Below are 19,150 nucleotides of genomic sequence, written 5' to 3'. Positions count from 1 at the left end.
TTGCCGTGCGAGCGGCCGGTGTCTGCTCCCGCAGTATGGTGGATTCATAGAATGCTGTCACCCTACGAGTCTCTCCTTTCCAACTATCTATCTGCATTCCTAATGGTTCGGCTGCGCGCGGCCCACAATTTGTCACCCGCTTGACGAGCGAGTCGTCGGTGAGGATCTGGGAACGATACCGGGGGAGATCTCTGTCATCCCGTACGCGAACGTCGCGTCGAGGAGATGTATCTGCGACACGACGCGCTTCATCGTCTCGACCGGCATAGTTCGAAGCCCAGCGCGCCATGAAGCACTGCCGGAAATCGCGCTCGAAGCCACGGCGACATTGTGTCGCAAATGGATGGTTTTTGGTGGCGGTTATGATTCGTATTCACAAATTGTTTTAGGGTGATTCGGAATGTGTCGCAAAGATATGCATGCCTCGGCCATATTTATATCATTTGACGCCGTCGCCGTATCAGGCATCACAGTTGAAGCGTCAAAAATGGCCAAAATTCTTGCGCAGAATCAAATTAAGTCTTATCTCGACTTAGGCTACGATATAAAGATAGATAAAGGAAAATTCGGCAAACCGTATGACCACGAAAACGAGGTCTATAGGGGTATATTCGATCTGGTTCGCATTGACGATATCGATTCTATTCCCCACTACAGCGTTGATTTCCTAACGCACTCGCATAATGTTCTGATGGGTCGAGTTCCATCAGCTTCTTCCAGAGAGCAGGAAGAACTCCTGCTTGCAATTAGCGAATCTTCTCTGCGACTGGCACATCGAATCGTTCAGCTATGGGAAAAGCTAAGTATCAGTTATGTGGTTGTTGAAAATGGAACGCTTCCGGAAAATATTATCTATACCAAGGCGCTATACACAGCGATTGAAGATTACGGGAAACGTTATTGCTTAGGGAATTACGTCATCTGGCGCGATCACGATCTAATGTGGAACAGTGAAAAAAATGCGATGAAATACGGCGCGGCACCTTATCCTCATGCCGTTAAGCCTGTTAAATCCAAGTATATAACGTACGTCACACTCAATAACCACCTGAAAAATGAACTGGAAGCGTGGTGTGATCACGAAGTAAACGTCAAGGTTAAAAAAAATACCTATAGTTTCACCGAACAAGGTAAACATACCAGTATCAGGGAGAATTTCCTTATCCGCGACAGCGACATTTTGATCGCCCGCACCACTCGCATTATTCCGCAAAAGCGTTTGGACCGGGACGTTTGTCTGGTCCATCGATTAAACCAACTTTTTAGTCAGAACGATATCGACCGGAAAGTTTATTTGGTTGTGGCAGGCGATCCCGATGAAAACCGTTCTTACCATCGGGAACTGAATGCATTAGCCAAAAAATTAAACGTTGAGTCATTTATCAAATTTGTTGGTCCGCTTCGGCACAAATATATGTCTTCACTGGGAGAAGCGACGACTATTGAGGATTTATATTACTCCTGCGATCTGGTCTCTTTCCTTACTTCGTGGGATTACGACAGCTATGGAAATCCTGTTGGAGAAGCGATTAGTAACCAGCGCTGCTACATCACTACCAGCTACGAATACTATTGGGAAGTGTACGGTCAGTATGGATTTGAGGCGCCGGTTATGCCGATATCAGAGGAGCAGGACGGTTTGCCTGATGAAGCATTTATTAGGGAGGTGTACCGGTTCCTCAATAATAGGCGGTTGATGTATGACGTTGCTGGGCGGAATTTTTCCATTGGTAAGCAGTTACTCTCCAATAATGTAATTGACATTCTCGACGTGGACTGTTCTGAAGGAAAGATGCGTGATACTGTATTTGTATCAGTTGCGCTGCCAGTTTATAACGAAGGCAATCGCATCTGTGAGGTATTGCTCTCCCTGTTTAACCAGAAAACATATAACAGCATGATTACTCACAACAGCTATGAACTGATTCTTGTCGATAATAATTCTACGGACGATTCCGTTGAAAAAATTAACACTTTCAAAGCCCAAAATCCATCCATGGAGATTCATGTCCTCCATGAGCCCATTCAGGGTGCCTCGTCCGCCAGAAAACGCGGTATGGATTACGCTTCTGTGCGCGCAAAAGCCCGCGACAACCGGCTAGGAGTTCAGAAAAAACACTATATTGTGTCGGCCGATGCGGACTGCACCGTAGATCCTTACTGGCTGCACGCGCTGATTAACAAAATGGTGGAGGCAAATGGGGATCTTGGCACGTGCAATTACTACTACAACGAAGAATCCTTCCGCAATCGCCCCAACCTTTTTCGGGAAATCCAAAAAACCTTGCGCTGCCGTGACGTGTCGTTTTCACTGTTCGGCGGCTTTCCGGACGGCAAAGGGTTTGCCGTTGAGCGCAGCCTGTACGACAAAGTGGGAGGTATCGAAATTTTCTACCAGCTGAACAATGGCCGCTTTGTACAACACCTCTCCGATGACTGGGACTTCGGGATCCGAGTAATCGCCGGGGGCGGAAAGCCGGTTTACGCCCGGGATTCCCGAGTGGAAATTAACAGCCGTCGCGTGGATACCATTCTGGAGGAAGTGATCGGCGGCATCGCCTATGGGCAGGATGGCATCATCATCATGAAAGACGTACGCCCGGACGAGCAAAAGCAAAAGTCAACACTCTCCGACACCACTCCCGCGCAGTCGCAGCAGGCCTGGTGTTGCTCCATTAAAGACTACGTTCCCAAAAACATTGTATTGCCGGCACTGCTCAATCCGCAGATTTTGCTGGAGGACATCGCCGTGCGCGAATTTTTTACCGGGCCAGTGGCTGACCGTCTGTATCACCGCATCCATGAAATTAAGCACGATTCAAGAATTATCGACTTCAAACCGATCCATGCTTACAAAACCCCGGCCTATCGGCTCTATTTCGAGTTCTGTGATGAAATTTTCAGTGCCATGCGCCGCGCCGTTGGTGACGATATCGGTTTTCCGCCGCCGTTGCCAGAGTGTTTCGATGTGGTCAAACCGGAAGATTTCGAGCGTTTTGTCTACTATTTCTGTGAAGATCGTGAGTCCGGCGAAGCGCACAACTACTTCGCTAACGGTGGGGTCTTCTGATGAACAGCGAAACTCTGAACTCACTAAACGATATCGATACAAATTATCCGGTGCCGCGAGTATATAGTTTTCTCTCCCGCCCGGAGAACATCGCATTCCTGGAGTATGTCTTTAAAGATCCGTTCGGTTGCCACGTTTTCCCTGGCGATATCTGTGATTATCCACTCGCGGCTTTCCTTGATGACATGGAGCGTGATATCAAACAGGCAAAGCAGATTCATCTTTGGTCATATATCCCCACCTGCCGTTACCGCTGCCATTTCTGCCAGTACCCGACGCTTATTCTGAATCCACAGGCCACTTCATCACAGCCAGTGTTCCGGGATGTGGTGGATTACAACATTAAAGAGGCCACTATGTGGCTTCGGAACGTCCCATGTCTCGCACATGCCGAAGTCGGCGAATTCAACATTTTCGGCGGTACGCCATCGCTGCTTCCTGAGTCTGACTTGCGGCGTCTGATGGATTTTTATCAGGGCCATTTTAACCTTTCTGTTGCTACCATGCGCTTTGAAGGCGAGCCGGGTACCCTGACCAAACAATACCTTCGACTGTTAAAAGAGTTGGGCTTTACCAAAATCAGCTTCGGTGCCCAAGCCTTCGACGACCGCATTATCTCAGCCTGTGGACGTATGCACTCTGCCGAACAGTGCTTGGATGCAATTTTTAACGCGCGTGAAATCGGCTTCGATTGGGTCAGCGTCGACCTTATCTACGGCATGCTTGGCCAGAGCGTGGATGATGTGAAATATGACATCGAGAAAACCCTCGAACTGGAACTTTCTCACGTGGTCTGCACCAAGCTACACATGGAAAAGTTTCTGAAAAAGCGTACCGGTGTTTCCGGAGAACGAGAAAGTCTGTGGCAGAAAAACGGGCTTATTAACATTCATAACATGAATTTCCCGGGGCTGGGTAAGCAGTATCAGATGCGCGATCTAATCGAGCAGTACCTCTCGTCCGGATATCTCGAACATCCGACTACGTACTTTCACCAGAACCATCAGCATCCGGAGAAATGGAAAGGGCTAGTGACCGACCTCGATAAGCAGTACCCGGAAGTGGCGATCGGACTCGGCGGCAGCTCGAAATGTACCCGGGCCGAGGCCATCAACGTCACCGGCTACAGAAAATACAAGGAAGCTCTGGATGAAAACCGTCTGCCCATTGAGGAAAGCCGAGGGGTCTCCCCACTTCAGCGCGAAGTGAACGCTTTCAAAATGGCTCTCTCCACACTGGTTCCGGTGAATGACAACGTGTTCAGGCGGCGTTTTGATGGCAGAAGCTTCTTCAACAACCCGATTATCCGCCCCACGCTCAGAACGCTGGTTGACAAAGCGTTGGTCATAATCGATAGGGATGTGGTAACACTTACCCCCAACGGAGTTACGCTGGTCGAAGCCGTGATTAACACCCAATTCGTGACGCCTGACGTCTAAGGAGTCGGGCCTGAATAATTCGAAGCACGTTGTACAGCAAGGGCTTGAAGTGGAAAGTGGTTGATGCATTTGCAGGGACCTGGCAGATTATGGGTAGTTTCCTGCAAATTCCGGTGAGCGAAGGCGATCTTTTCCTAGCAGATCAACCTTAAGCGCCCGCTGGTACGTCTGGCCGATCTGATCAACTGGGATCGGCTGGGTACCTCAATGAGCGCGAGCTTCGTCTCCCGCAAGGGTCGTCCGGCAACGTCACCGAGGTTGATTGCTGGGCTGCTGTATCTCCAGCATGCGTTCGATCTGTCGGACGAGGAAGTGGTCTGGCAATGGGTGGAGAACCCGTATTGGCATGTCTTTACCGGCGAGACGTATTGCAGACCGAGCCGCCGGTCGATCCGTCGAGTCTGACGGGCTGGCGCAAGCGCCTGGAAGAAGCCGGCGTTGAAGAACTGCTGGCCGAGACGATCGAAGCGGCGAAGCGCGCAAACGTGATCAAGGCCTCAAGCGCGAAACGCGTGATCGTCGACACGACGGTCATGCAAAAGCCGATCGCCCATCCAACCGATTCGCGCCTGCTCGAACGGTGTCGAGAATATCTGGTGAAGGCTGCGGCACGGCACGGACTGAAGCTGCGTCAGAACTACAACCGCGAGGCACCGCACCTGGCGCGTCAGATTGGTCGCTACGCCCATGCGAAGCAGTACAAGCGCATGAAGAAGGCCCTGCGTACATTGCGCTCGCGCGTTGGCCGGGTGATGCGTGACGTGGAGCGTCAGCTCGAATCGGTTGCTGACACCGGGCGCAATGCGCTGCAGGAGTTGATCGGCCGCACCAGGTGGATCCCGTCGCAGAAGCAGAAGGACAGGAACAAGCTTTACGCCTTGCATGCACCGGAAGTCGAATGTCTGGCCAAAGGCAAGGCTCGTACGCTGTACGAATTTGGCGTCAAGGTGTCAATTACGACAACCCACAAGGAAGGGCTCGTGATCGGCGCGCGTTCGATGCCGGGCAATCCGTACGACGGCCAAGCAGGATTCCGTGCAAATCAACACCGACCGCTATGAACCTCGCGCGGGCGACACCGTACTGGACTTTGCACGTCACTACGGCAAGTCATTTCTCGCTGCCACGCGTATATCGCCCGATGGACGAGCCGAAAGTAGAAGTTGCGGTCCAGGTGGGGTTCCGCGCGGTTCCGGCAAACCTGCTGCTGAGACAGAAATGCTCCGGGGGCACGCCTACTCCGTCAGTTGCCATGACGCCGAGCCCGCGTAATCCTGCTCGGCGCGTAAGTCGTATGCCCGTTTCAGCGGGCAATGTCGTCGCCGGAATCTCTACGGCCGCCGCACCGCATCCAACCGTTGCCGCTTTTTTCGTCTGGCGATGCTGCCATGGATATGACGCGCACGCCAGATGTCCTCGGTTTTTCTTAGTGATTCCAGGTCATTCGATACGGCTACGCGCATAAGACCGACCGACACAACGTAACTCCGGGAGTGGAAGCGCCGACGATGTATTCAGTAGAACATAGTCATGCGTTGATTGCGATCAAAGGCACAAAAAGCCTTTTCGCTATACTGCACATTAGGCGACTCGGGAGTGCTGTTTGTTTTGATTTTTACACGCTCCTTCCGAATAATTTGCATGCCATGGAGGACATTTCAAAAGACCTCTTCGGAACATTGAAGATCTCCACCGGCAAACCAGGTGGCATCCTATCGTCAGCAATCCCTTGTAAATGTCGACGCGTCTTTCAAACCATATGCGCAGACGACGAAAGTCGGGGAGCCATGCATCACTACGCCCAGCTACCCAGCTCACCCTAAAGAGGCTGCGGTCGAAGCTAACGGGTTTGGCTCTGGATTAACAATCCCGGCAGTTCTTCTTGAAACTCTCTCGGACAGAGAAGCAGATGTTGAATGCACAGAAGTTTTACATCGATGGCATCTGGGTCGCGCCGTCGGGCGACGCGCGCCTCGCCGTTGTCGATCCCTGCACGGAAGAGGCGTTCGCGCAGATCGCACTCGGCAATGCCGACGACGTGGAGCGCGCGGTGACAGCCGCAAAGCGCGCGTTCGCGTCGTTTTCGCTGACGCCGCTGACCGAGCGCGTCGCACTGATTCGCCGCATACTCGATGCTTATACGGCGCGTTACGACGAGATGGCCGATCTCATTTCGCGCGAGATCGGCGCGCCGAAAATGCTTTCGCATACATGGCAGGCCGCGCTCGGCAGACGTCACCTCGAAGAACTCCTGCGTACCTGCGAGCGCTTCGCATGGCAGCGCAAGAAGGGCACGACGCTTGTCAATTACGAGCCGGTCGGCGTGGCCGCGCTCATCACGCCATGGAACTGGCCGATCAATCAGATTGTCTGCAAGGTCGCCCCAGCGATTGCCGCCGGCTGCACGATGGTGCTCAAGCCGAGCGAGATCTCGCCGCTGAACGCCGTGCTGTTCGCCGAGATTCTCGATGCCGCGGGCGTGCCGCCGGGCGTGTTCAATCTCGTGAACGGCGACGGCCCGACTGTGGGCGCGGCGCTCTGCAGTCATCCGGACGTCGACATGGTGTCGTTCACCGGGTCGACGCGGGCGGGCGTGGAAATCGCGAAGCTCGCGGCGCCGACCGTCAAGCGCGTGCATCAGGAACTCGGCGGTAAGTCCGCAAACATTCTTCTCGACGATGTGGACCTGGAAGCCGCCGTCACCTCGGGCGTCTATGAGTGCTTTGGCAACAGCGGCCAGTCGTGTAACGCGCCGACACGCATGCTGGTGCCCGCAGCGCTGCACGACGAGGCGGTGCGCATTGCACAGCATGCGGCGGCCTCTCACTGTGTGGGTCCCGCGAACGACGACCGCACCACGATGGGCCCTGTGGTGAGCGACGTGCAATATACGCGCGTGCAACGGCTGATCAAGAAAGGCATCGAGGAAGGCGCACTGCTCGCAGCCGGCGGGCCGGGACGTCCCGATGGCCTGACGCGCGGCTACTACGCGCGGCCCACGGTATTCGCAAACGTCGACCCTTCGATGACGATTGCACGAGAAGAGATTTTCGGTCCAGTGCTCGCCATCATGCCGTATCGCGACGAGGAAGACGCGATCGCGATTGCCAACGATACACCGTTTGGACTTGCTGCATACGTTCAATCCGCGGATCCGGCGCGCGCCCGGCGTGTGGCGTTCCGGCTGCGCGCGGGCAGCGTGTATCTGAACTATCCGGCGTGGGACGCGGGCTCGCCGTTCGGCGGTTATAAGCGATCGGGCAACGGCCGTGAATATGGCGAGTGGGGTCTGGAGGCATTTCTCGAAGTGAAGGCTATCGTCGGCTACGACGATCAGGCGGGACCCGGCACGCGCGGTGACGTGCGCGCAAACTGTAGCGAGGCATGAAGACTCATTGGCCTCAGGGTATCCAAGGCGCTGATTGAGCGCGCCCAAACGCTGATATCGCCTCAAGAATATCTCGAGGAGGTCTGCCATGAATGTTCCGGCTTCAGAGCATATCCAGTGGCTCGTGAGTCTTTCAATGCTCCGTCAGGTTCGCGCACGGGCACGCAGTTATGCGGGGCAAGCCAAGCTTTGGCTCCACCCCTATGCCGAGGCCCGCCCGCGTGGGGTGTGCGCAAATTCGTCTGTCTGGTTCACCGCGTACCCGAGCGCGGTTATAGCCGCGCCGGGACAGTCGGTACTCCAGGCATTGGGAAGCGAGACACTGTGGCGTTCGTTGTCCTCGATAGGTATTAATGCTATTCACCCGGGTCCAACCAAAGTCGCCGGTGGTCTTAATGGCGAGCGCTTTACCCATTCGGTAGACGGCAACTTTGATCGCATCGGCCTGGAGATCGATTCCAGATTCGGTACCGAAGAAGACTTCAGAGCAATGAGTCGCATGGCGGCATCGCACAACGCTGTTGTCATTGACGATGTCATTCCTTTGCATACTGGCAAAGGCCCCGACTTCCGGCTCGCTGAGATGAATTACGGGGACTATCCGGGCCTTTACCATATGATCGAGATCATGCCTGGCGACTGGAACCTTTTGCCAGACGTACCGGGAGGAAAAGATTGCATCAATCTGCCGGCTGACGTGGTCGACACCCTGAAAAGCAAGTGCTACATCGTTGGCCAACTTCAGCGGGTAATGTTTTTTGCGCCAGGCGTCAAGGAAACAGACTGGAGTGCAACCGCGCCTGTACTTGGCGTAGACGGCGTAACGCGCCGGTGGGTATACCTTCACTACTTTAAGGAAGGTCAACCGTCACTAAACTGGCTCGACCCAACATTCGCCGCCCAACAAATCAGTATCGGTGATGCTCTGCACTCCCTGGACGTCCTCGGCGCTCGCGGACTTCGCCTAGATGCCAACGGCTTCCTGGGCATCGAGCGAAGACCACACGGCAATGCATGGTCGCAGAGCCATCCACTCGCGGTCGCGGGCAACCAGCTTCTCGCCGGGGCGATTCGTAAGGCCGGTGGGTTCAGCTTTCAGGAACTCAATCTCACCCTCGACGACATGGCGGCAATGTCCAAAAATGGCCCTGACCTGTCTTACGACTTCGTCACACGTCCTGCGTATCAGCATGCACTTCTGACGGGAGACACTGAGTTCTTGCGACTGATGCTACGCAAAGTCCATCAGTACGGCATCGACCCGGCGTCTCTCATTCACGCACTTCAGAACCATGACGAACTGACGCTGGAGCTCGTACATTTCTGGACGCTACACGCTAACGCAACTTTTATTTTCCAAGGGCAGACATGGAACGGCAACACCCTTCGAGAGCATATCCGGGAGAAGATGTACGAGCGCTTGAGCGGCGAGCATGCACCCTACAACCTTCCTTTCGTGACAAACGGCGTGTCTTGCACGACAGCCAGCGTCATCACTGCGGCACTCAATATTCGGGACCTGGACGCCATAACGCCCGGGGACAGAGACAATATCCGACAAATTCATCTTCTTCTTGCGATGTTCAATGCTTTGCAGCCCGGCGTTTTTGCAATATCGGGGTGGGACCTTGTCGGCGCACTGCCCTTACCCATTGAGGCCGTCGAGGAGCGAACGACTGACGGAGACACGCGCTGGGTACAACGCGGTGCTTATGATCTGACGGGAGAAAACCCACACGCATACACATCTGAAGAAGGCATACCGCGCGCAGTGGCCTTGTACGGTACGTTGCCGGAGCAGCTCGCCGACCCTGCCTCTTTCGCCTCGCAACTCAAGCGTCTCCTCGCTGTGCGTGACTCGTACGGCATTGCCTCGAGTAGGCAAATCGAGATTCCTGACGTTGTCGCGCCAGGCCTCCTAGTAATGGTTCACGAACTTCCTGGAGGGAAAGAGACTCAGATTACAGCTCTGAACTTTGGCGCAAGCACCGTCGATGAGACTATTACGCTACCCTGCACCGCGCCAGGACCTGTCATCGACATGCTCGCCGATTCAGTTATCGGTCACCTCGACGAACTGGGTAAGCTGCGAATACTGCTTGAGGGTCACCGAGGTGTATCACTGAGAATTGCGAGTTCTCTTTCCATTTGACGTGCATTAAGGGCGCACACCCGGCGTGCAGGGCGCGGCGCACGGGTACATCCGTCCGGAGAAAATGCGTCCGACGAACGGCGACGCACGTATGCACGGACGCATCGCGACCCGCGTGTTCATCGGAATCAATGGCTGCTCGAAGTCGACACCGAGCTCGGCAAGCTGCATATCGCGCAGCCGAACTACGGCGCGCCACCGCCCGAGGAAGGCCGCGAACTCGGTCTCTCGTTCACCGACGACGATCTGCGCGTGCTGACAAGGGAAAGCGCCCATGGCAACGCTTGATGACTCGCGCGCGGGCGCCGCGCCGTGGCTGCTGTCGTTTCGCGTCTTCAGCGACGTGGCCGGCCCGCGTACAGGCCGCCTACACGCTCAAGAACTACGCCGAAGTACTGAGCGATCCGTACTACGGCGAGATCTTCCTGCGCACGGCGGGCCTCGCGCTGACCTTGACGCTGCTGAGCGTGCTGCTCGGCGTCCCCGAGACGATCATGCTCGCGCGCATGAAGCTGCCGTGGCAGCCGCTGTGCCTGCCGATCGTGCTCGGCCCGCTCCTGATTTCGGTCGTGGTACGTACGCTCGAGTGCCCGCGCCGGCAAGCATATTGGGCTAAGGCGCAAGCGAGCCACGATTTCCACGCGCCGGTTGCGCCGCTGATGAGCAAGCTTTAGGCAGTTTCGACCCAATCGCCAAGTGCGAGGCTCGTGAGCGAGCGCGGGTCCACGTCTCGGCCGGCACGAGTGTCGAGGTCTTCAATTGCGGCCTGCGGACATGGTGATGTCCGTGTGGGCGACGCTGCAAAAGCTCGATCCCCAGGTCGAATGGGCGGGACTGTCGCTCGGCGGCTCGCCTCTGCGCGTGTTGCGACCGCGTGGTGTTGCCGCAGATCATGCCCGGCATGCTGTCCGGCTCGATCATCGTGTTCGCGCTGTCCGCGTCCGCTTTCGCGACGCCCGCGCTGATCGGCGGCCGCCGTCTGAAGGTCGTCGCGACGGCCGCCTACGACGAGTTTCTCGGCACGCTGAACTGGCCGCTCGGCGCGAGCATCGCAGTGCTGCCGCTGATCGCGAACGTCTCGCCGAACGCCGCTTCAAGCACATTTTCGAGTGACGCGATGAGGATGACGCCATGAAACAGAACGGATTCTGGGGCCTGCTGTTCAACGCGCTGTTCCTCACTTTCATCCTCGCGCCGCTCGTCGTCGTGCTGCTGGTAGCGTTCACCGACAAGGGCTTCATCTCGATGCCGTTCGACGGCGCGTCGCTGCGCTGGTTTCGTGCGATCCTCGACAACGGCGACATCGTCCCGGCGTTCTGGCTGTCGGTCCGGCTCGCGTTCGCGATCGCGGTACCGCTCGCGGGCCGCGCCGCACTGGTGAGCTTCTTCCTCTCGCCGATGACGATTCCTGCCGTCGTGCTCGGCATCGCATTCCTGCGCTTCTCGCTGCTGAATCTGAGCGGCTCGTTCTGGGCACCCGTCGCAACGCACGTGATCATCGCGTTTCTGTCTGAGGCCAACGCGAAGTCAGTGCCGGTCTGGCTGCTTCCGGACAACTTCAAGAACCACGGCAACCTCGTGGTCAGTCTCGGGAATGTTACGCGTTGGCTTGGCCACCAGGCGGAGGCGCTCGGTGCCGAGATTTTGCCGGTTTCGCGGCTGCGGAAGTGCTGTACAGCGACGTCGCCTCCTTGAAGGGCGTTGCGACGGGCAATCCCGGCATCGGCAAGGACGGCGAACCTACCGAAAACTTCCAGTCCGGCATGGAACTGCTTGCGAAATACACGCTGTTTTGCGAAGGCGGCCGCGCGGGCATATGGGCCGCCAGCTTTCGGAGAAATTCTGCTTGCACGGCGGCGTCGATCCACTGGTATACGGCATGGGCATCAAGGAACGGCGGGAAAACGACCCGAAACCCAAGGCCGGCCTCGTGATCCAGACGGCTGGCTGCTAGATATGCAAACGTATGGCGGCTCAATCCTCTATCACATTGATATCAATCGGTGATGGTTGCCTTCGTCGTTGGCCTCGGCTATTCGAATCCATACCTCTCGCCGTTCGAGAAATTCCAGCGTTACAAGAAACACCCGGAGATTCGAAAATTCCTGGAATGCGAGGCGCCTGTCTTATTCGGCACGAGCGCTCACAGCTGGCGGTTTGAAGTCACTGCCGAAGCTGGCATTTCCCGGCGGCGCTCGCTGGCGACGAAGCGGGCTTTCTCAACGCCTCGCGCATCAAAGGTTCTCACGGAGCAATCAAGTCCGGCATGTTGGCAGCGCAGGCGACCTTCGATGCGCTTCAGGAGGGACGCCAGGGCGACGAGCTGCACTCGTATCCTGAAGCATTCAAAAGATCGTGGCTCTACGGGAGCTGTACCACGCGCGAAATTTCGTGAAATGGATGAGCAAACGACTGTATGTAGGCATGGTCGGTATTGAGCAAAAGTTGTTCAAGGGCAATGTGCCATGGACGCTTCATCATGCTCAGTCGGATCACAAGATGCTCAGACCTGCGTCGGAATGCAGGAAGATCGATTACCCAAAGCCAGACGGCTAGCTGACGTTTGACCGGTTGTCTTCAGTATTTTTATCGAACACGAATCACGACGATAATCAGCCGGCGCATCTCACGCTCAAGGATCCGGCAGTTCCGATCAATGTCAACCTGCGGCAATATGCGAGTCCGGAAAGTTGCTATTGCCGGCTGGCGTCTATGAGTTCGTCGAGATCGGAGATGGTCACGAGCGGCTGGTTATCAATGCGCAGAACTGCGTGCATTGCAAGACATGCGACATCAAAGATCCGACTCAGAACATTGTCTGGGTGCCTCCCGAAGGAGCGGCGGAGCCAACTACACGGATATGTAGCAGCGTGTGTGTGTCCTATAACCGGTGACCTCCGTTGCATTCCTGTCCATGCGGTGGATGGTTGGCTCGACTATGCTCCCCGCCGCTAAAATAATAAGCACACGAGACAATCAGCATGGACAGGCCGATCACCTCGGAAACCACCGCCGCGCGCGGCGGTGACAGGAAAAGCCGCAACAAACAGCGCGCAGCCACGCAACTTGACAATGCGATCGCGATTGCAGCCATCGCCACGAAAGCACCTCTTGCAATCTCTTGCATCTAGATTTTTTCACCCGCCCGAGTACATGGTAAGACTCCATAGTGCCACCCATCGGAGTGTTTCTGTCACATCTCTCGCGCCTGAGCTTCATCTTATGGGCGATTAGCAGATTTGCTTATGCAAACGTAGGCCTCCGCGGTGAAGCGCAGACTGGGCACATCAATCTCATAAGGGGCGTGCGTCCGTGAACAAGTACGATGTGGTTGTGATAGGCGCGGGTGTGATCGGGACGTCTGTTGCCTTTCACCTGTCAAAGCTCGGTGCAAAGCGTGTGCTGGTGCTTGATCGGGCGACGGTAGGCGCCGGCACAACGGCTCAGTCGTCCGGGATCCTGCGTACGCACTATTCGGTAAAGGAAAACGTCGAACTGGCGCGCAAGTCCTGGTCGGTGTTCAATGACTTCGCCAACTATCTCGGAGATGACGAAGCGTCGTGCGGCCTCGTCAGATGCGGCTACATGATCGTCGCAGCCGACGATGACAAGCTCGAACCACTGCGCGCATCGCTCGATCAACAGAAGCAGCAGGGCATTCCTCTCGAACTGCTCGACGCGCGCCAAGCACAAAATCTGATGCCGATCGCGACCTTCGACGACGCTGCGCTCATCGGCTACGAGCCAGAAGCCGGTTTCGCCGACGCCTATCTCACGGCGACCGGTTTTGCGCGCGCCGCACGTCGCGGCGGCGTAACGATCCGCGAAAACGTCGCCGTCAACAAGTTGCTCATCGAGAATGGAAAGGTGGTCGGCGTATCGACCAGCGCCGGAGATTTCGCGGCCGGCATCGTCATCAGCACGCAAAACATCTGGACGCCGGAACTGGCTGGCTGGACCGGCAAGACGTTGCCAATCGCTCCCGAGCGTCACGCGGTACTTGCGCTCGAATGTGCGGAAGCGCCCTACACATTCACGATGCCCGTGTTTAAGGATCTCGCGTCGGAAGGCATGCTCTATTACCGCAGCTACGGCGGCAACCAGATGCTGGTCAGCGAAGGCGTGATCGGAGAAAAACTGAACACTGCCGACACCGAACAGGGTGACATTCCGATGGACTACATCGTCGACGTCGGCGCGCAGGTCGCGGAGCGGTTCCCCACCTACGAGACCGCGGGCATTGCGTCGTCGTGGACGGGCGTGTACGACGTGACGCCGGACTGGAATCCGGTGCTCGGCCCGTTGCCGGGCATCGAAGGTCTGGTGGTCGGCTACGGCTTCTCGGGCCACGGCTTCAAGCTCTCGCCGACGGTCGGCAAGATCCTCGCGCAATGCGCGCTCGGTTTGCAGACGGATGTATCGCTCAAACCGTATTCGATCGAACGCTTCGCAACCGGCAAGCTCCTGACCGGCAAGTATGGGCTCGGCGCCGTCTCCTGACGCGAAGGCAGCCGTCGGCCTTGCGATCCGGCCGCTCACGTCGTTCGCATTGCAACCTTGGCGCAACGGCGGCGGCACCATGCGGATGCTCGCGGAAGACGTCGACGGCGGCTGGCGCATCAGCCTCGCGGACGTCGAACGCGACGGTCCATACTCGCGGTTCGCCGGCATGACGCGCGTGTCGCTCGTGATCCAAGGTGCAGGCGTCACGCTAGACGAAGGCACGACGCGCGTCGAACTGCAACCCGGTCGCCCATCCGAATACGACGGTGGCACCACCTGGCAGGCCACGTTGCGCGACGGCCCTGTCATCAAGCTCAACGCGATGGCCGCGCGCGGGCGCTACCGCGCGCACATCACGCCGCTGTACGAAGCGGCGTATGTACAGGCCGGCTGCTTCGTGCTTATTGTAACGCTGTGCGGCAGTTGCATCGTTAGTGCGACAGACAGCGGAGACGCCATTGTGCTCGACGCTGCGCACGTCGCGACGCGACTCGCCGACGGCCCTGCGCTCGATATTGCGCCATCGCGCGACGAAGACACCGGCAAAGTCTCAAACGAAGCACCAACACATGCCCCCGCGCCATACGGTGCGCTTGTCATCATCGAACCCGTGTCACGCGGCTAGCACGCCGCGCACGCCGACTCTCTCCCCAGCAAAGGAAAGCATGCATGAAGGTCATGGCAGCAGTGAAACGTGTTGTCGATTACAACGTGAAGGTTCGCGTGAAGGCGGACCAGACGGGCGTCGATATCGGCAACGTGAAGATGTCGATGAATCCGTTCGACGAAATCGCCATCGAAGCGGCGACGCTCCTGAAGGAAGCCGGCCACGCTAGCGACGTCATCGCAGTAACGTGCGGCCCGGCGCAGAGCGCGGAAACGCTGCGCACGGCGCTCGCCATCGGCGCGGACCGCGCGCTGCACATTCAGACAGACGTTGAGCTGCAACCGCTTGCGGTCGCGAAGCTGCTGAAGGCGGCAGTCGAACGCGAGCAGCCGCAACTGGTCATTCTTGGCAAGCAGGCCATCGACGACGACGCCGGACAGACAGGCCAATTGCTCGCCGCGCTGCTCGACTGGCCGCAGGCCACGTTTGCGAGCGCCATTGAGATTCAGGGCAAAACGGCAACCGTCACGCGTGAAGTGGACGGCGGCTTCGAAGTGATTGAGCTCGACCTGCCGGCTATCGTGACAACCGATCTGCGCCTGAATGAACCGCGTTACGTGACGCTGCCCAGCATCATGAAGGCGAAGAAAAGGCCGCTACATATCCTCACACCGGCCGAACTCGGGGTCGATCCGGCGCCGCGCCTGAAGACGCTGAAAGTCGTCGAGCCGGCAGCGCGCAAGGCCGGCGTGCGCGTCCCTGACGTCGCCACGCTGATTGACAAACTCAGAAACGAAGCGAAGGTAATCTGAATGACCACTCTCGTCATTGCCGACCATGAAGCCTCTGTGCTCAAGGCCCCCACGCTGCACACGGTGAACGCCGCGCGCCAGTTGAATGACTGTGTGCACGTGCTCGTCGTCGGGCACGATGTAGGCGCCGTCGCGAAAGCGGCCGCCGCGATACAAGGCGTCGATAAGGTGATCCTGATTGACGCGCCCCACCTCGCAGACGGTCTCGCCGAGAACGTCACCACGCAGGTGCTGATGCTCGTGCCGTCGTACACGCACGTGCTGTTCTGTGCGACCGCCTCCGGCAAGAACGTCGCACCGCGTGTCGCCGCGAAGTTCGACGCCTCGCAAATTTCCGATGTCACCGCAATTCATTCGGCCGATACCTTCGATCGCCCGATCTACGCGGGCAACGCAATCGCCACGGTGCAATGCGACGACCCGATCAAGGTTGCCACGATTCGCACGACCGCCTTCGATGCGGCGCCCTCGGATGGTGGTGGCGCGCCGATCGAAGCGCACGACGCCGGCGAAGGCACGCGCCGCGCACGCTTCGTTCGTCGCGAGGTCGCGAAGAGCGAGCGGCCGGAACTGACGTCGGCACCCATCGTCGTGTCAGGCGGGCGCGGCATGGGCAGCGCGGACAACTTCGCGCTACTCGATCCGCTGGCACAGAAGCTCGACGCGGCAGTAGGTGCATCGCGCGCCGCGGTGGATTCAGGCTTCGCGCCAAACGACTGGCAGGTCGGGCAGACCGGCAAGATTGTCGCACCGCAACTTTACATCGCGGTCGGCATTTCCGGCGCGATCCAGCATCTCGCCGGGATGAAGGACTCAAAGGTGATCGTCGCCATCAATAAAGATGCGGAAGCGCCGATTTTTAGCGTTGCCGACTACGGCCTTGTGGATGACCTTTTTACCGTCTTGCCAGAACTAACGAGCCGGATTTGACGGAGAGTGTTTGCAGAACAACCCTCCCGGCGCAAGCTCAGGAGGCGCCCCGGTTCCCCGAAAAACACATTATCTATGGTTCCCGAAGCGTGGCCTTTCAGGACCGCTGTTCCCGCGTCGCGCCAGCTCGGCGCACCGCATTCACATGAACCGTAAAGTGCAATGCGATCGTCGTCGCGTGCGGCAACGACCAGCCGCACGCCCTCCATAACGCGCTTCAGGGCATCTGGTACGCCTGTTCCGACGCAGTACGACGTATGACCGGATAACCCAACGCGACAGACACGCTCAGTGACGGAAATGCCCCCTCGCGACCAGATGGCGTGCGCCCCCGACCGAGACCACGCTGCCTAACTTGAGCCACTGCATGCAACTGAGCCGTTAGTGGCGCTACAAGTGCTCGACTGAAGTCACCACGCGAAGCAGCAGAAAAAAGAGTTACCCATGTTTGAGGATACTCACGCGCAACGATCTCCGCATGAAATCCCACCGCCACAATCACAACACGCATCGCCCCCCGCAATCAGCGCAAGTCGCGAGTCTTCGCACCGCGAACTCGCGCTACCTCGATGGACAATCGTTTAGCGACGTCTCCGCGATCAATCTCTATTAGCCTGAAGCCAAGGGTGTTGAGCACGTTTGCGAGAATCGAAGCCAAACCCTCCGGGCCGTCCTCGGTTGACTACTGCTGGTCGCAGACTGGAGTCGAACGTACAGCCTGTTCGCCATTGCGTGCCGATCTCAACCTCGATAAAGTGCACTCCCTTTCCCGGATTGCAGTGTGCCTGCGCGGCGACGCCACCGGCGTTGCCAGGATTCAGTATCCACGAGTACCCGCCTCGCCCGTCGGTGCGTCGACCAGGCGGATGTCGGCGGATCGGCCTAAGTGCGTCGAAAATGTGAAATCTGCGAGGTGAGCTCGCTTGTCAGGATAATGACCATTGTCTCGGATGAGTGACAAATACGAGCATGCGGCTGTACATGGACTGCAGACGGCAAAACTCCTCAGTGACGGCGTCGTGAAAAGGTCGCCCCCTCGCGTGCACCGTCCGTTCGTATCCGACGTCGCCATCCTAGCGCGCTTCGCCATCGACTGGGTGAGACTGGCAGACCCTCAGCCGATTGAAATGCGGCGTTAGATCGGAATGGTCCTCGTCAACATTCAGATCGATTACGCATGGCTAATACGCTCCGCCAATCAAGGACGCGTTGAGGGTTCTGCCACTCCCCGGACGGTTTCGCCAGCCGCTCTGCAATTTGCATAGCCTCCCCACGTCGCGGCTGGATGAGATCTTGCGGGATCTGCCTGCCGGCAGGGAGTCAAGACGAGCAGCGGTGAATTACCGCATTCGATTCGACGATTACCCGACCGAGACGGGACACGGGGCACCCCTACGACGATCGCCGCACAAGCGCCGCTCTTTTGCGAAGTGCGCCGACCAGCCACATCATGACCAATGAGAGCAATATCCAGAGCGTCGCCGCGGCCAGAATCGCGGGACTGATTTGCTCGCGAAGGCCGGACCACATCTGCCTGGGCAATGTGAAGTACTGCGGACTTGGCAAGAGAAACAGCGCGAAAACAACCTCGTCGAAAGACGTGATGAAGGCCAGGACGGCGCCCGCCGTTACGCCCGGCATGATGAGTGGTAGCGTGACCTTGTGAAAAACCATCCACGGTGGCGCCCCCATGATCGCGCCCGCTCTTTCGAATGATCGATCCAGGCCGCTGACAGAAGCAAGCACGGTGACTACGACGAATGGAATTCCAAGCGCAGTATGCGCTGCAATCAGCCCCCAGAGATTATCGACCAGGCCAACTTTTGCGAACACGAAATAGGTTCCGGCGCCTGTAACAATTGTCGGCACCACCATCGGTGCAAGAATGAAGCTCATCATGAGCGATCTGCCAGGCAGAAGGCGCTGCCTTAAACCCAGCGCTGCCGCGGTCCCAATCGATGCCGCCAGAACGGTAGTCGCGACGCCTACAAGGAGGCTGTTCCTTACCGAAAGCAACCAGCGAGGGTTGCTGAAAAACGAGTCATACCAACGAAGAGACCACGCATCAGCGTGTAAATGCAGCATTGCCCGTGTAAACGTGAAATAGGGCTCGGCGTTGAGCGATAACGGAATGATTACGAGAATTGGCGCAACCAGAAAGAGGAAGATCGTTGTGCAGATCAGTACAAAAAGAACATTCCATCCTTTCTCGATGGGGGAGCGGAACGGCTGGGTATGAATGTTCATGC

12 protein-coding genes and 7 pseudogenes are annotated in these 19,150 nt (G+C 57.3%); 17 read left to right on the top strand and 2 right to left on the bottom strand.

Translation table 11 applies throughout. From position 1 onward, the window contains the following. The first annotated feature begins 400 nt into the window (after window positions 1-400). The 7 genes and pseudogenes from AB4Y32_RS33850 to AB4Y32_RS33815 all read left to right on the top strand — a co-directional run. Entirely contained in the window at window positions 401-3,070 is a 2,670-nt protein-coding gene (locus tag AB4Y32_RS33850) for a glycosyltransferase (RefSeq protein WP_368725482.1), read from the top strand. Further along, a complete protein-coding gene (locus AB4Y32_RS33845; RefSeq protein WP_368725481.1) occupies window positions 3,070-4,509 on the top strand; it encodes a radical SAM protein in 1,440 nt (479 codons plus the stop codon). Before AB4Y32_RS33850 ends, AB4Y32_RS33845 begins: the two co-directional genes overlap by 1 nt. A 141-nt stretch (window positions 4,510-4,650) precedes the next feature. Further along, window positions 4,651-5,531 (top strand): annotated as a pseudogene (locus AB4Y32_RS33840) (IS5 family transposase); the annotation flags it as partial. Window positions 5,532-6,418: 887 nt separating this feature from the next. Then, a complete protein-coding gene (locus AB4Y32_RS33830; protein ID WP_368725480.1) occupies window positions 6,419-7,897 on the top strand; it encodes an aldehyde dehydrogenase family protein in 1,479 nt (492 codons plus the stop codon). Between the two features lie 88 nt (window positions 7,898-7,985). Beyond that, window positions 7,986-10,049: a maltose alpha-D-glucosyltransferase gene (gene treS, locus AB4Y32_RS33825; protein ID WP_368725479.1), complete on the top strand. Its 2,064-nt coding sequence runs from the start codon at window positions 7,986-7,988 to the stop codon at window positions 10,047-10,049. Between the two features lie 25 nt (window positions 10,050-10,074). After that, window positions 10,075-10,337, top strand: a pseudogene (locus tag AB4Y32_RS33820) (TOBE domain-containing protein); the annotation flags it as partial. Beyond that, window positions 10,324-10,636 (top strand): annotated as a pseudogene (locus AB4Y32_RS33815) (ABC transporter permease); the annotation flags it as partial. The pseudogenes AB4Y32_RS33820 and AB4Y32_RS33815, both read left to right, overlap by 14 nt. Here the strand turns inward: AB4Y32_RS33815 and AB4Y32_RS33810 are convergent. Next, window positions 10,627-10,821 (bottom strand): annotated as a pseudogene (locus tag AB4Y32_RS33810) (ATP-binding protein); the annotation flags it as partial. The pseudogenes AB4Y32_RS33815 and AB4Y32_RS33810 overlap by 10 nt on opposite strands. Between AB4Y32_RS33810 and AB4Y32_RS33805 the strand changes: the two are divergent. From AB4Y32_RS33805 to AB4Y32_RS33760, 10 genes and pseudogenes are all read left to right on the top strand, one after another. Continuing rightward, window positions 10,821-11,162, top strand: a pseudogene (locus tag AB4Y32_RS33805) (ABC transporter permease); the annotation flags it as partial. The pseudogenes AB4Y32_RS33810 and AB4Y32_RS33805 overlap by 1 nt on opposite strands. An 18-nt stretch (window positions 11,163-11,180) precedes the next feature. After that, window positions 11,181-11,549 (top strand): annotated as a pseudogene (locus AB4Y32_RS33800) (ABC transporter permease); the annotation flags it as partial. 316 nt (window positions 11,550-11,865) lie between these two features. Continuing rightward, entirely contained in the window at window positions 11,866-12,003 is a 138-nt protein-coding gene (locus AB4Y32_RS33795; RefSeq protein WP_368725478.1) for a hypothetical protein, read from the top strand. Between the two features lie 52 nt (window positions 12,004-12,055). Next, window positions 12,056-12,487, top strand: a complete 432-nt coding sequence (locus AB4Y32_RS33790; RefSeq protein WP_368725477.1) for a hypothetical protein — start codon at window positions 12,056-12,058, stop codon at window positions 12,485-12,487. A gap of 133 nt (window positions 12,488-12,620) precedes the next feature. Next, window positions 12,621-12,943: pseudogene (locus AB4Y32_RS33785) on the top strand (4Fe-4S dicluster domain-containing protein). Between the two features lie 87 nt (window positions 12,944-13,030). Next, window positions 13,031-13,180 carry a hypothetical protein gene (locus tag AB4Y32_RS33780; RefSeq protein WP_368725476.1) on the top strand — a complete coding sequence of 50 codons (150 nt, stop codon included), beginning with the start codon at window positions 13,031-13,033 and terminating at the stop codon, window positions 13,178-13,180. Between the two features lie 181 nt (window positions 13,181-13,361). Further along, on the top strand, window positions 13,362-14,549 hold the full coding sequence (locus AB4Y32_RS33775) for an NAD(P)/FAD-dependent oxidoreductase (RefSeq protein WP_368725475.1): 1,188 nt from the start codon (window positions 13,362-13,364) through the stop codon (window positions 14,547-14,549). Further along, window positions 14,527-15,177 (top strand): HutD family protein, encoded by a 651-nt coding sequence (locus tag AB4Y32_RS33770; RefSeq protein WP_368725474.1) that lies wholly within the window; start codon window positions 14,527-14,529, stop codon window positions 15,175-15,177. Before AB4Y32_RS33775 ends, AB4Y32_RS33770 begins: the two co-directional genes overlap by 23 nt. Window positions 15,178-15,221: 44 nt before the next feature. Continuing rightward, window positions 15,222-15,971, top strand: a complete 750-nt coding sequence (locus AB4Y32_RS33765) for an electron transfer flavoprotein subunit beta/FixA family protein (RefSeq protein ID WP_368725473.1) — start codon at window positions 15,222-15,224, stop codon at window positions 15,969-15,971. After that, entirely contained in the window at window positions 15,972-16,901 is a 930-nt protein-coding gene (locus tag AB4Y32_RS33760; protein ID WP_368725472.1) for an electron transfer flavoprotein subunit alpha/FixB family protein, read from the top strand. 1,392 nt (window positions 16,902-18,293) lie between these two features. On the opposite strand, the gene AB4Y32_RS33755 is transcribed toward AB4Y32_RS33760, so the two are convergent. Continuing rightward, the gene (locus AB4Y32_RS33755) at window positions 18,294-19,148 is read right to left on the bottom strand and encodes an ABC transporter permease (RefSeq protein WP_368725471.1); all 855 of its coding nucleotides are present in this window, start codon (window positions 19,146-19,148) and stop codon (window positions 18,294-18,296) included. Window positions 19,149-19,150: the final 2 nt, after the last annotated feature.

The organism is Paraburkholderia phymatum, from assembly GCF_040965635.1.
In the GTDB taxonomy this organism is placed as follows: domain Bacteria; phylum Pseudomonadota; class Gammaproteobacteria; order Burkholderiales; family Burkholderiaceae; genus Paraburkholderia; species Paraburkholderia phymatum_B.
This window is presented reverse-complemented; position numbering and strand designations above follow the sequence as displayed.

Bases quoted from the DNA above. Each gene is read 5' to 3' on its own strand.
- treS (WP_368725479.1), top strand. From the start codon at position 7,986: ATGAATGTTCCGGCTTCAGAGCATATCCAGTGGCTCGTGAGTCTTTCA.
- AB4Y32_RS33850 (WP_368725482.1), top strand. From the start codon at position 401: ATGTGTCGCAAAGATATGCATGCCTCGGCCATATTTATATCATTTGAC.
- AB4Y32_RS33790 (WP_368725477.1), top strand. From the start codon at position 12,056: ATGGTTGCCTTCGTCGTTGGCCTCGGCTATTCGAATCCATACCTCTCG.
- AB4Y32_RS33770 (WP_368725474.1), top strand. From the start codon at position 14,527: ATGGGCTCGGCGCCGTCTCCTGACGCGAAGGCAGCCGTCGGCCTTGCG.
- AB4Y32_RS33760 (WP_368725472.1), top strand. From the start codon at position 15,972: ATGACCACTCTCGTCATTGCCGACCATGAAGCCTCTGTGCTCAAGGCC.
- AB4Y32_RS33755 (WP_368725471.1), bottom strand. From the start codon at position 19,148: ATGAACATTCATACCCAGCCGTTCCGCTCCCCCATCGAGAAAGGATGG.
- AB4Y32_RS33765 (WP_368725473.1), top strand. From the start codon at position 15,222: ATGAAGGTCATGGCAGCAGTGAAACGTGTTGTCGATTACAACGTGAAG.
- AB4Y32_RS33780 (WP_368725476.1), top strand. From the start codon at position 13,031: ATGGACAGGCCGATCACCTCGGAAACCACCGCCGCGCGCGGCGGTGAC.
- AB4Y32_RS33795 (WP_368725478.1), top strand. From the start codon at position 11,866: ATGGGCCGCCAGCTTTCGGAGAAATTCTGCTTGCACGGCGGCGTCGAT.
- AB4Y32_RS33830 (WP_368725480.1), top strand. From the start codon at position 6,419: ATGTTGAATGCACAGAAGTTTTACATCGATGGCATCTGGGTCGCGCCG.
- AB4Y32_RS33845 (WP_368725481.1), top strand. From the start codon at position 3,070: ATGAACAGCGAAACTCTGAACTCACTAAACGATATCGATACAAATTAT.